This window comes from Rhodococcus sp. UYP9 (assembly GCF_040547235.1).
Taxonomy (GTDB): Bacteria; Actinomycetota; Actinomycetes; order Mycobacteriales; family Mycobacteriaceae; genus Rhodococcoides.
In genome coordinates this window covers 416,637-429,179 of the sequence record NZ_JBEPPH010000001.1, presented here as the reverse complement: position 1 = coordinate 429,179, position 12,543 = coordinate 416,637, and the positions used below count along the sequence as shown (strand labels likewise).

Annotated in this window: 10 protein-coding genes; 5 read left to right on the top strand and 5 right to left on the bottom strand. The window is 62.8% G+C overall.

The genetic code is table 11. The features are described from left to right. Positions 1 to 28: 28 nt before the first annotated feature. Positions 29 to 316 (bottom strand): hypothetical protein, encoded by a 288-nt coding sequence (locus tag ABIB36_RS02050; protein WP_354558987.1) that lies wholly within the window; start codon positions 314 to 316, stop codon positions 29 to 31. 170 nt (positions 317 to 486) lie between these two features. Here ABIB36_RS02050 and ABIB36_RS02045 point away from each other — a divergent pair, with 170 nt between their 5' ends. After that, positions 487 to 1,434, top strand: coding sequence for a YihY/virulence factor BrkB family protein (locus ABIB36_RS02045; protein ID WP_084347104.1), 948 nt, complete (start codon positions 487 to 489; stop codon positions 1,432 to 1,434). Between the two features lie 15 nt (positions 1,435 to 1,449). Here the strand turns inward: ABIB36_RS02045 and ABIB36_RS02040 are convergent, their stop codons facing one another. The 3 genes from ABIB36_RS02040 to ABIB36_RS02030 all read right to left on the bottom strand — a co-directional run bounded on the left by ABIB36_RS02040 (position 1,450) and on the right by ABIB36_RS02030 (position 4,491). Next, a complete protein-coding gene (locus ABIB36_RS02040; protein ID WP_084346996.1) occupies positions 1,450 to 1,869 on the bottom strand; it encodes a MarR family winged helix-turn-helix transcriptional regulator in 420 nt (139 codons plus the stop codon). Next, positions 1,866 to 3,290 (bottom strand): MFS transporter, encoded by a 1,425-nt coding sequence (locus ABIB36_RS02035; RefSeq protein WP_084346997.1) that lies wholly within the window; start codon positions 3,288 to 3,290, stop codon positions 1,866 to 1,868. Before ABIB36_RS02035 ends, ABIB36_RS02040 begins: the two co-directional genes overlap by 4 nt. Positions 3,291 to 3,366: 76 nt before the next feature. After that, complete coding sequence (locus ABIB36_RS02030; protein ID WP_354558986.1) at positions 3,367 to 4,491, bottom strand: beta-mannosidase; 1,125 nt, start codon at positions 4,489 to 4,491, stop codon at positions 3,367 to 3,369. A 333-nt stretch (positions 4,492 to 4,824) separates the two neighbouring features. Between ABIB36_RS02030 and ABIB36_RS02025 the strand changes: the two genes are divergently transcribed. From ABIB36_RS02025 to ABIB36_RS02010, 4 genes are read left to right on the top strand one after another with little or no spacing between them, the layout of a single operon-like run. Further along, the gene (locus ABIB36_RS02025; protein ID WP_354558985.1) at positions 4,825 to 6,801 is read left to right on the top strand and encodes a hypothetical protein; all 1,977 of its coding nucleotides are present in this window, start codon (positions 4,825 to 4,827) and stop codon (positions 6,799 to 6,801) included. Continuing rightward, positions 6,798 to 8,360: a hypothetical protein gene (locus tag ABIB36_RS02020; RefSeq protein ID WP_354558984.1), complete on the top strand. Its 1,563-nt coding sequence runs from the start codon at positions 6,798 to 6,800 to the stop codon at positions 8,358 to 8,360. The genes ABIB36_RS02025 and ABIB36_RS02020 overlap by 4 nt, the downstream gene beginning before the upstream one ends. Next, positions 8,330 to 9,853 carry a glycosyltransferase gene (locus tag ABIB36_RS02015; protein WP_502944861.1) on the top strand — a complete coding sequence of 508 codons (1,524 nt, stop codon included), beginning with the start codon at positions 8,330 to 8,332 and terminating at the stop codon, positions 9,851 to 9,853. The genes ABIB36_RS02020 and ABIB36_RS02015 overlap by 31 nt, the downstream gene beginning before the upstream one ends. Beyond that, positions 9,850 to 11,496 (top strand): ArnT family glycosyltransferase, encoded by a 1,647-nt coding sequence (locus tag ABIB36_RS02010; RefSeq protein ID WP_256895620.1) that lies wholly within the window; start codon positions 9,850 to 9,852, stop codon positions 11,494 to 11,496. Before ABIB36_RS02015 ends, ABIB36_RS02010 begins: the two co-directional genes overlap by 4 nt. A gap of 25 nt (positions 11,497 to 11,521) precedes the next feature. Here the strand turns inward: ABIB36_RS02010 and ABIB36_RS02005 are convergent, their stop codons facing one another. Next, the gene (locus tag ABIB36_RS02005) at positions 11,522 to 12,526 is read right to left on the bottom strand and encodes a DUF3089 domain-containing protein (protein ID WP_256895621.1); all 1,005 of its coding nucleotides are present in this window, start codon (positions 12,524 to 12,526) and stop codon (positions 11,522 to 11,524) included. Positions 12,527 to 12,543: the final 17 nt, after the last annotated feature.

Here is a 12,543-nt window from a genome sequence, read left to right as displayed (position 1 = left end):
TGTCCCTAGCGACCTTACGGCCGGCTGGTCACGCACCCGGTCGCGGGACGTCCTTCTCCCATCTGGCCCGCCGCTCGGATTCCAACTGCTCCCACCACGGTGTGCCACGTTCTCCCAGAGCGACTTTCGCGGCCTGCACCCCTGCTCGGGAGGCGGCGGTGCCCCCGGTGGAGCGAACGTCGCGTCGCCAGGCCATGAGAATCGACCGTAGTTCAGCGTTGCGGTCCTCGGGAATGGAAGGATCAGTCGCTCTCCAGCGCCGACCCTCGATCACGATGAAGTGGCCATCTTCGGTGTACTCGCGGTCGTCACTCATCCTGCCTCCCAGCTCCAGCCAGTCACAGCCCTCATGTCCTCGATGGTGCCAGAGCTGTCCGACGGTCCTGGCCGGAGGCGGTGTTGGATGGATGAGCAGTGGGTATGTGTGATCCGGTCGCGAGTGGCGCGGCGGAGGAGTGTGACAAGCATGGCTGGATTCGACCGATGATGCTGGCGCGAATGGACGAGTTTCAAAGAAGGCATCCATCGGCGGGATTTCCGCTGGCAGTGGTGTACAAATTCCTCGACGACCGCGGCGGATACCTCGCCGCCCTGATCGCGTACTACGCGTTCTTGTCGCTGTTTCCGCTACTGCTCTTGTTCACCACGCTGCTGGGCATCGTGCTTGCCGGTAATCCGGACCTGCAGGCCAGCATCCTCGACTCGGCGATGAGTCAGATACCCGTCATCGGAGATCAACTCGGCGAACCGGACCGTCTCAGCGGCGGTGTGACGGCAATCGTCATCGGCATAGTCGGCTCGCTCTACGGCGGGCTCGGCATCTCGCTCGCCGCGCAGTACGCGATGAACACCGCTTGGTCCGTTCCGCGCAACGAGCAGCCAGACCCGCTGCGCGCACGATTGCGGGGTCTACTGCTGCTCAGCACTGTCGGTACGGCCATCATCGGGCTGACCGTTCTCAACGCCGTCGCATCCTCCGGCGTCTTCGGGTTTGCAGGTGGCACGCTGGCCTTGATCGGCGCCGTCGTGGTCAACGCCGCAGTCTTCTCCGTGGCGTTCAGGATCGGAACGCCACGTCCGCTGACCCTCCGGGACGTACTGCCGGGGGCAATCGTCGCCGCAGTGCTCTGGCAGGCACTGCAAGCGTTCGGAGGGATCTACATCCGATATGTGGTGGGAAATGTCAGCACCAGCAACGGAGTCTTCGCGATCGTGCTCGGTCTGCTCGGATTCCTTTATGTCGCATCGATACTCATCGTTCTCTGTATCGAGATCAATGCCGTTCGAGTCGACCGACTGCATCCTCGTGCGCTACTGACGCCGTTCACCGACAACGTAGAACTCACCGAGGGTGACAAGAAGTCCTACACCGGCCAGGCAGAAGCGCAGCGGAACAAGGGGTTTCAGGACATCGTCGTCACCTACGAAGACTAGCGGGTGCTTGCAGTCCTACGCGGAGGTGACCGAGTCGCCGAGTAGCGCAGACAGAATCCGCGACAGGGTAGCGAGGTCTGCCTCGTTCAGGTCGGACAAGGCAGCAGGCGGCGTTCGAAGGACTTCGTCCGCCACGCGCGCGAGTTCACGCCCGGAACCGGTGAGGGCAACGACGCGTCGACGTCGGTCGAACGGGTCCTCCGTGCGTCCGAGGTGGCCTCTGGCTTCGAGATCGCGAAGAGTGATCGACAGGTACGGCGGATCGGAGCCGAGTTGTTCGGCGAGTTCGCCCGCCGAGAGCGGTCCGTGCAGGAGCCGTCGGAGAACTTTCGTTCTGAAGAAGCTCTCTCCGGTCGCGGCGACGACGGCGCGGTGTGGATCGGACACCTCCAGGACGAGCCTGCGCATGTCGGCCCAGACGTCGGGGGCGTTCACGAGACCAACTCCTTCGAGCGGGAGGCGACGGCGTGTGCGGTACCGCGCGCCCACCCTCCGGTGGTGACGACTGCCAGAATCAGCACCAAGACACCGGCGCACAACATGACGGTCCAGGCAGGTCTCGCAGCGTCGATGAAACCGTCCTCGAAGCTACCTACCAGACCTGCGGTCACAATCGATCCGACGACCGCGACTCCGAGCGATTGGCCGACCTGCCTGCTCGTCGACGCGATTGCAGATGCCACACCGGCCTGACTGCGCGGCATGCCCGATACCGCTGTGTTGGTGATGGGGGCGTTCACCACGCCGAAGCCGATACCGAAAATGATGTAGGACACCGCGAGCCAGCCGAAGGACGTGTCCGCAGTCAGACGGGTGAGCATGGTGGCAGAGACGATGAACCCGACTCCGGCGACCACCAGTGAGATGCGCGGCCCGCGAGATCCGGTGATGCGTCCGGAGATCGGGGCGAAAACGAGGGTCATCAAGGCCATCGGCAAGGTGTACAGGCCGGCGTGCAGTGGGGAGTAGCCACGGACGTCCTGCAGATACAGGGTGTTGAGGAACAGGAAGCCACCCAGTGACGCGAAGGAGCACACGGCGATGATCGTGGCGCCGCTGAACGGGACGCTGCGAAAGAACGACAGTTCGATGAGCGGTTCGGTGCGTCTGGACTCCGTCAGGATCAGCCCGACGAGCGATGCGAGGGTCACCGCGCCCGTCGCGAGGATGAGCGGGGAGGTCCAGCCCAGTGCCGATCCCTCGATGATCGTGAACACCAGACCGGCGAGCAAGGCGATCATCAGTATCTGACCCGCGGGATCGAACCTGCGCGCATGGAGTGCCTTGGATTCCGGGATGTATTTCCACGTCAGTGCCAACGCGAGAAGTCCGATCGGGACGTTCACCCAGAAGATCGACTGCCACCCTGCAGACGTCACGAGCACCCCGCCCAGCAGCGGTCCCGCAGCCATCGACACGCCGACGACGCCGCCCCAGATGCCGATCGCCCCTGCGCGTTCCTTGGGGTTGTCGAACGTGTTGGTGATGATCGACATCGCGACCGGATTCATCATCGATCCGCCGACGGCCTGAACCATGCGGAATGCCACCAGCCAGCCCAGCGACGGCGCGACACTGCACAGTAGCGATCCGAGGATGAAGGATCCGGTGCCGATCATGAAGATCTTCTTGCGACCGAAACGATCCGCGGTAGAGCCGCCGAGCATCAACAGCGATGCCAGGACGAGGGTGTACGCGTCGATGATCCATTGGAGACCGGACACCGACGAGTTCAGCTCGGCCCGAATCGACGGAAGTGCGACGTTGACGATGGTGTTGTCGATGCTGACCAGGAAGAGGCTGAGGCAGCAGATGCCGAGCACGAGGTATCGGCGCTGTGACGAAGGTTCTGTCATATGGACCGCCCCGATAGTTGTACACCTACAAATGTTAGTTCGAGTATGAATACTCGGGGCGTGCTTGTGCAAGCGGCTAGTTCGAGGTTCCCTGATCGAGGACCTGCCAGAGCGGATCGCTGGGCCCGATATCGAATGTGCACTCGGTCGGTCTCGGGTCCGGAACGAACGCCCACAGCAGTGCCCCGGCGGTACCTGCCGCCCGCTGACCGTTGATTTTCGCTTCGATATGTGCGGCACGATCTTCCACAGTCGAACAGGATCCCGCGAGTTCGCCGATCTCGGCCACCAGAAGTGGCTTGCCGACCTCTGCCGTCTGAGTGATCCGACGCTGGAGTCCGTTCCACTGATCGCCGGGCAGTGCGACCCCGTCGGCGCCGTAGTCGTGGTACTGGAGAACATCGACGACGGGTGACTGTGCCAGATAGCGGTATTCGTTGCCCTGGCTTCCGCATTGTCCGCCGCCGGTGAGCCCGGCGGTGATCAAGGTTCGTGGGTCGCGGGTGCGCACTCGTGCGCCGGCGGTATCGAAGAAATTGCGCAACACCTCGTCCGCGTCGGAGGTACAGGTTCGATTCTCCCAGGAGCAATTCGCGTCGGTGCAGGTGCTCGTTTCCGGTTCGCCGACGAGCTCCCATGCGGCAAGTACGGGCGAATCCTTCCAGCGCGCGACGGCGGTGTCGGCCCACTGCTCGAAGCTCAGAAGCGCTGTTGCGGTGGGGGAGGGCGGTGGCGTCGTCCAGCCGTCGATGTACCACTGTCGGTCCTTGAAGGCGTTGTCCTCGCAGGCACCGTCCTGAGGTGACAGGACGGGGACGAGAAGTTGATCGTGTGCTTCGGCTGCGGCGAAAACTGCGTCCATGGGGCCGAAGTCGAGCTTCCCGGTGAAGCGGTTGATCGCGAGCGCTTGAAACGCGTTGAACCGCGTCAGCGAGTGTGCAGGCAGGGCCGCGAAGTAGCTGTCGAGATCGACCATGGCCCCGCATCCGGCATTGACGGACCAATCCGTCGCCAGCTGGTAGGCATTGAATCCCGTCGGCCACCACGGTGCGCCGTCCAGTGCCAGGCCGTCGGTGCTCGCGCTCACGCGGGCACCCGGCGCCGGAGCAGCGTCTGTCGGTTCTGCACCGGTGACGGCGACGAGCAGGCCAGCGCACGCCAGGACGGCAGCGACTCGACAGAAACGAACCAGGCTGTGCATAGAGCAGATGATAGGCCTGTGTATTTGCAGTCGGTAATTCCGCTCCCGGTGAACGACATATCGACGCTAGTTAGCCATTCGAGCCCGGTAATTCCATAAAAGGATTCTCCGATACCGCAATTCATAGACGTACTGGTCGGTAATATTGTTTATTCACAATGCCTTCCGGGGTCTCAGGTCCTGGTCACCCGGGGTGCAGATAAAATCGGACACACGTCGAGACTGTTCACTCCTTATCGGTCATAATGATCTCGAAAGATGTCACTTCCACTTAAAGGGCCGGACTATTTGATGTCGTCGACTATTGGTGTGCCTTCTCGCTGTACTGCTCGAATGGCCGCGATCAGCGGGATTGTTGCAATGATGGTCCTTTCTTCCGCGCCTGGAATCGCGCAAGCACAGGATGAAGACCCAGAAGAGACGAACCCGATCACGTTGTCCCTCAGCGAGACCGGCCTGGGTGCTTCGATTGCGCTGAATGGGCTGAGTGGCCGTACTCAGGTCACCGTGCCGGTGCCACCGGGTACCGGGCCGTCGTCGTTGAACGCGGTGCTCACCGTCCCGGCCTGGCTCGATCGAGGTTGGATCGACGTGGAGTCCGGCAACCGGCCCATCTCACGTATCGCGCTCGGGGGCGACGCACCGACCATCCCGGTCTCCATCCCGCTGGCGGCAGTTCCAGTTGTCGACGGAGCGGTGACTCTCGATCTCGCGTCGACGCTGATTCCCGACGCGGGCTTCTGCCCGAATGTCCTCGACGCGCAACTGCGATTCCTCGACGCCCGAGTCGATTACACCGGTGTGCCGTCGATCCCGCGAACGATCTCCGAGTTCCTGCCGCCGGTACTTCGGCAGCTCACAGTGTTCATGCCTGCCCAGCCGAACCGCGACATGATCTCCGCAGTGTTGACACTGACGACTTCGGTGATCGACTACTACGGTGCACAGCCCGTTCGGGTTCTCGTGCGTCCGGACACCGAATTGCAGGGGTCGCAACCGGACAAAGCGTTCGAACGGTCCGTCGTCGTGGCCGAGAACAACGACGCCGGAGCAGAACTGATCTTTCCCCTCGATCAGTCACCTCCACGGCTGTTCGTCACCGGTAGCGGTACGGCGTTGACCGATCAAACCCGATTGATCACCAGCAGCATCTCCGAGTTGGCGGTGACGACCAAAGCACTCGCGGGAGCATCGGCTCCTCGAGCGGTCCTAGCACCCGACTCGACAACACTCGAAGACCTCGGAGTCGGAACTGTCACGGGGAAAGGCGACACCACCGCGACCGCGTCGATCACGCTCGATCAAGCGCGCCTCGGCCGCTCGGCCTCCGACGTGTCGCTGCATCTGACCGGAAATTACACACCGGGCGTCGGATCGATCACCGCCGGAGTGGGAGGCAAGACGATCGCGTCGTGGTCCGCCGACGATTCGGGTCGGTTGGATCAGTGGGTCGATATCCCGAACGCCGAGCTGCGGAAAGCCACCACCCTCGATGTCAGCGTCGACCACCCCGCAGATTCGGCCGCCGCATGCGGCACGCAGGCAGCGTCGACGATCACGGTCGACGGTTCCACTGTCGTCCGATCCGAACCGTCCTCGACGCCGGCTCCGCTGGGATTCGGATCGCTACCGCAAGCCTTGATGCCGCAGTTCGACGTAGCGATGACCCAGGAAACCTTCGCCGACGCCGCCCGTGCGGTCTCGGTCGTGACCGGACTGCAGCGCCTGTCCGCCAGGCCGATCATGCCTCAGGTCGTCTCCCTCGACGACGCGCTCGCCAGCTCCGACCCGGCCGTCGTGATCGCCGCAGACGGCGGTCTACCGGACTCGCTTTCATTGCCGCTGTCCTCGTCCGGAGCTACGACGTTCTCGATCGCAACGCCGGAATTCACCGACACCGACACCTCGCTCACTGTTGATCCGGGGGTGCCTTACGCCAGCCTGCAGGTGACTACGACCGCGAACAACAAGGCACTGTTGGTGGCATCGTCGACAGGCAAAGGGGCGCGACTCGACGCACTTCTGAGTTGGCTCGACGCCGATCCGTCGCGTTGGTTCGGCCGCAACGGTGACATTCTCTTCGCTGTACCGGGAATCGAGCCGGTGTCGCTATCGAGCGGAAACCTGGCAGGGGACTCGACGGTGGAGTCGACCGCCAGCGAGTCGGGTGTCGATCGCCTGAGCGTGACGCTTCTCGGAATTGCCGGTGCGGTATTGCTCGTCGCTCTCGTAGGGGCGGTCGTACTGGTTGTGCGCTCTCGCGGCTCGAGCCGCCGTCGCCACCGCCGTGACAATTCACCGCCGTCATGACAGCCGATGCCGAGGCGGGACCCGACAACCTCGGGGAAGGGGACTCGAGCAGCGAGGACGTCGAACACGTCGATTCAACACCGGAGAGCAAGGGATGGAAAGCGCACCCGGCCAGGGTGATCGTGCTTCGGTGGCTTCTGCTCATCGGGTGCGTCGTGGTCGCGTTCTTTCCCACCTGGAAGCGAGTGTGGGAGGAAGCCTCGAACGGCGCCATCACCGCCTATATTTTCGTGCTCCCGTTTCTGGCGGCGGTGGCAGCGCAGGGAGTGGCTCGCCGCCGGGCCGGGGAGTTGCCGATTCATGATCGACAGACCGACGTCATTGTCGGCGGTCTCGCGTTGCTGGCATCGATCGCCGTCAAAGCCCTATGGTTGCCGCGTTACTCAGAGCAGTACGCACTCGCGCACCTCGATGTCCTGTCTGCGTTGGTGTTCTTCTTCGGCGGCGCGATCCTGTTGTTCGGTCTTCGGCCGGTCGGCCGATTCTGGTCGGTGTGGTTGCTGCTACTGGCATTGAGCCCGTTGATGTATCGGTTGGTTGCCATCAACGCCGGTGGAAGCCGATTCGCCTACGGCGCAGTGCTGGTGGTGTTGGGCGGGGTCGCAGGCGCGATAGCTGTCGGGCGTACCCGTCGTAGGGCGTGGCTCGGATTCGTCTGCACGGTGGTGACGGGGTTTGCGGTGCTGGCGTTCATCTTGGCCCTCTGGCCTCGAATCGATGTCGTTCTGATGCAGCTCATCCCGACGGTCGGTGCCTCGATGGTGATCGGGGTGGGGTTCTATTTGCTCTCCCGGCGCGGTGAGAGCAAGAGACCGTTGACGAAGGGCATGTCCTCGTCTTCGGCGAAACGGTCTCCGAGTTCGGCGATCATGGTGATCGTTGCTGCAGTGATCCTGCTCTTTCTCCCGCTGCCCGAGACAACGGTCATCCCGGACACTGCCGGCCCTCCGGGATCGACGTCCGTGCCGTTGGTTCCGCCGACCGGGTGGAACCGGACAGCACTCCAATCGTACGACTGGGTGCGCTCGTACTTCGGACAAACAGCGACGCTGACCCGCCAGACGATGAAGGCCGAAGACGGAAACCCCGAGTGGGACATCCAATCACGACCACGAACTGTGGTCGTGGACGTCCTCTCCACCACCAACCGAGCCAGCCTGGCGATCTATCCGGAAAGCACTCTGTATCGGCTGAGCAATACCCGCACCAGCGATTCACTGCAGGTGCCACTCGGGCACGGAGTCACCGGAACCCTGTACACCTCGGTCAGCGACGCATTGTTGTTGACTTGGACGAAATTGGTCTTCACCTGGGTACGCGGTGACGTCACCCAGCGGGTCACGATCATCAGCGTGGACAATCACGAGGACGGCGCTACGTTCCCCCGGCCGATACCGTCGATGGCGTCGAACATCGGTACCAGTCTCGCAACCTTCCTTCGCGGCAATTCCATCATCGCCGACACGGAACCGGAATACAAAGACCGCACGCTGCTGACCTCGTTCGGTACCGGTCTCGTTCGGGCTCAATGGAATATCGATACCAGAGGTGGACAGTGAGCAGCACACCGCGGACGCCGCCGCGTGTCGGGGAAGAGACAGAGCAGTTTCGCGCGGAGGCGCTCGACGACGCCATCAACGGACTCGCCCGACGAAATCCACTGGCGTCGGCTGCGATCGCCTTCGTGCCGTGGCAGAAGTACACCGCCATCTCCATCGCCGTTCTCACGCTGGTGAGCGCCCTACTGAATCCTGTTCCGACACTGCTGGTGTTGACGGTGTTGTGCACGCTGGGCTACCTGGCGATGATGTTCGACCGCCTGTTGATCTTCTCCCGAGGGCTGGATGCCACGGCGATCGTGACGGTCACCGACGAGCAAGCACTCGCAATTCCGGACGAACTTCTCCCCGCGTACACGATCTTGGTCCCGGCATACAACGAGCCCGAGGTCGTCGGCGACCTCATCGCCGCCATGACCAACCTGAACTATCCGCCGGACAAGCTACAAGTGTTGCTGCTGTTGGAAGAAGACGACGACGTCACCATCGACGCGGCCGCGCGCAGCGGTGTCAGCCAGATAGTGGAGGTAATCCTCGTTCCGGCCGGCGACCCTCGGACCAAACCGAAGGCCTGTAACTACGGACTGCATTTTGCGACCGGAACCATTGTCACGATCTTCGACGCCGAGGATCTCCCCGAACCTCTGCAGTTGCGTAGGGTTATCGCCGCGTTCGACCGGCTGCCCGATACCGTTGCCTGTGTACAGGCAAAGTTGGCATTCCACAACGGCTCTCAGAATCTGCTGACCGGATGGTTCACTGCGGACTACGCGCTGTGGTTCGGCTACCTACTCCCCGGTTTGATGCGCAGTACCTCACCGATTCCGCTGGGCGGCACATCCAATCATCTGCGGCGCGACGTCATCGAGCAGGTAGGCGCGTGGGACGGCTTCAACGTCACCGAGGATGCCGATCTCGGAGTTCGTATCGCCGCATCCGGTTACTCCACCGCGGTGCTGGATTCGATCACGCTCGAGGAAGCGAACAGTGACCCGATCAACTGGGTCAGACAGCGTTCACGCTGGTACAAGGGTTACCTTCAGACGTGGTTGGTGCATATGCGTCGACCCGTCGCTACCGTGCGTGCACTGGGCCCGGTCGGTACCTACCGGTTGACGTTGTTGTTGGCGGGTACTCCGATCAGTGCCTGCATCAACATGATCTTCTGGTTTACCACGGCCGCTTGGATTCTCGGGCAACCAGACCTCATAGCAGCACTGTTCCCGCCGTACATCTACTACTTCTCGCTGGTGTCACTGATCATCGGCAACGTCGCGACCATCTACATGTACCTGATCGCCAGTAGGGAAAGCGACAACGCCTACCTTCTCGTTCCGAGCCTGACGATGCCGCTGTACTGGGTGATGATGAGCGTTGCCGCAATCAAGGGATGCTGGCAGCTCATCCGGAACCCGTCGTACTGGGAGAAGACATTTCACGGGCTGAACACCCCGACCGCGCCAGCCGTCGAGACCGAAGAGGCTCTTCCGTGAGCTCTCGCGCACCGTGGACCGTCTTCACCGCATCGTTGGCGGGTTACCTTGCGATCGGGTTGACGCTGAGCCTGCGGTTCGGCTACCTACTCGGCGACGCATTGTCACGGACCTCGGCTGCACAGTCGGTTCTTCTGAGCCGCGACCCACATGTGTCCGCTATCGGATTCATCTTCACCCCGCTGACTGCGTTGGCACAGTTGCCGATCGTTGCGTTGTCTTCGTGGTGGCCGGCGATCACCCGGTGGAACATCTCCGGGATCGTGGTCTCGGCAGTGTTCATGGCAGGTGCTGTGGTGATGGTGTACGGAATCTGTCGAGATCGGGGCCTCTCGACCCGGTATTGCACGATCGTCACGGTGGTGTTCGCGATCAACCCGATGATCGTCTTCTACGGTGCGAACGGCATGAGCGAAGCAGTGTTTCTGTTCTTCGTCTGCTGGGCGGTGCGGCGCCTGATCCGCTGGGTACATACCGACGACGTCCACGATCTGGTCGTTGCCGGTATCGCGCTGGCACTGGCCTACCTCACCCGCTACGACGGCGTCGTCGCTATCGCCGGTGCCGCTGTGCTGGTCGCGGTGATCACGGTGATGCGAGAGGGCCGAGCGCAGTGGCGGACGATGATTCGCCGCGCCGTGCTCGACGGTGTGCTCGTGGCCGGGCCGGGTTTCGCCGCATTCGTGGTGTGGACCGGGACGAGTTGGTTGATCACCGGGGAAGCGTTGGCCCAATTGTCCTCGGGCTACGGCAATGCCGCGATTCTTGCGCAGTCCGGCGGTTCGACGGGAACAGCGCTGGGCAACACCGTGTTCGCGGTAACGGCGATTGTCGTGCTGGGGCCTGCGTTGTTGGTGGCCCTGCCGGTATCGGCGGTCCTCGCACTACGGCGACGCGATCTGGAATTCTTGGTCGGCCCGGTCGTGTTCGGGGCAGTGCTCGCATTCCAGGCGGTCAGCTTCATCGGCGGCTCCACCTTCGGCTTTCTGCGGTTCTACATCTGCGCGATACCGCTTGCCGTGGTCGCCTTGGTGCAATTGGTTCCGCCGCGAGGCAACCCACACACGCGGCGAGAAGGTGCATTCCACCGTCCCCGGCCGGTACGAGCGATGGTGCCGGCAGGAGTCGGCGTCGGGCTGGTGGTGTTGTCGGTGCTGGCAGTGCCGGTCACCGGCTGGGCGATGGTGCAGCCGAAGCTGGCCCCCCAGGAATACGCACTGGGATATCTACTGGATCCGACCCCCTCCGCCGAAGATGCCGATGCGGTCGCGGCCCGCTCGATCATCGACTCGTTCGTCACCGAACGCGAACTCGCCGCCTATCTGGATGCACAGAATCTGCCCGAAGGATCGGTTCTTCTCGACACCGTCTACGGGTTCGCGGTGGTCGCGGCGTCGTCGAATCCCAAGCAGTTCGTCGTTCCCTCCGACCAGGACTTCACCACGATTCTCAACGATCCTGCGGCAGCGGGAGTGAAGTACCTGCTGACGGTTCCCAACACCGGGCGTGGCGAATCCGACGCCGTCAACCGCAGATATCCGACGATCTACGACAACGGTGCCGCCATTTCCACACTCGCATTCGAGGTCCCCACTACGGGTGCAGATCAACCGAATTGGCGCATCTATCAGGTCGTCAATTGAGGCGAACCGATACAGCGTTGCTCGACTATCGACCGGCGGCGTCGTATGCCGCGCCCTGAACCCCGACGAGGTCTACGAGGTCTCGCTGGGCAATGTTCATGTCCACCTGATGAATTCCCCAGTTCGGGGCCGGCACTGCCGGGATGAGCGAGGCCCCGGGCCCGTCGACCATGAGAACGCGCGGGCCCTCGCCGGTTGTGCACCGAGCATGGAAGCCGTCGACTTCCTGACCCGCGAGAATTCCGTGAATGGGAGCGTCGGCGTTCTCGCGCAACGACCCCGGATTGGTGCACAGCACCTCGACGTCGGGTCCGGCCGTATTCGGCGGCAGACCGAACCTTGCGTCTTCCGGTGCGGGATTCGAGAATGCCGAATAGGCGACGACACAGCCGGTCTGCGTCGAGTCGGTGCATGCGGGCACAGTATCGAAGTCGCCTCCCACACCCTCGCCCTTGCGGACGAGCACGTTCCCGCCGATCAGCAGCGCCGAGACCAGTTTCGATTGGGCCGGCTGACCATCGATGTGATCGGCGATCAGCTTCCGCAGGACGAAAGTGCCCTGGGAGTGTCCGATGAGGACCACGCCACGGCCGTTGTTGTGGTGCTCGAGGTAGTCGTCCCAGGCATTCTCGATGTCGGCGTACGCGAGATTCCCTGCGGCGGTGCGCTCGTCGGCGGTCCCGGCGAACAATGCTCGCAAGGTGGTCTGCCGGTACACGGGCGCCCATACGTTGCAGTTCTCTCCGAAAGGAGCGGCCTGCAGGGCTGCCACTGCGCGCAATTCAGGAGAGGTATCGAAGTTCGCGTTGGTGCTCTGTTGCAACGATGCGGTGGGGTAGACGTAAAAGCAGTCGATCGGAGCGCCCGACCTACCGCCGCACGGGTCGCCTTGCTGGCCGGGCTCACACAGCCAGGTCGTCGTCGTTGCGGGAGCAGGTTCGGCGGACACCGGAGAAGCGACCATAGCGAAGAACATCATGGCCAGCACACCGGCGCGAAGCACCAGACCGGCAGGACGTGGGATCGGCACGAGGCTGACGATAGCAG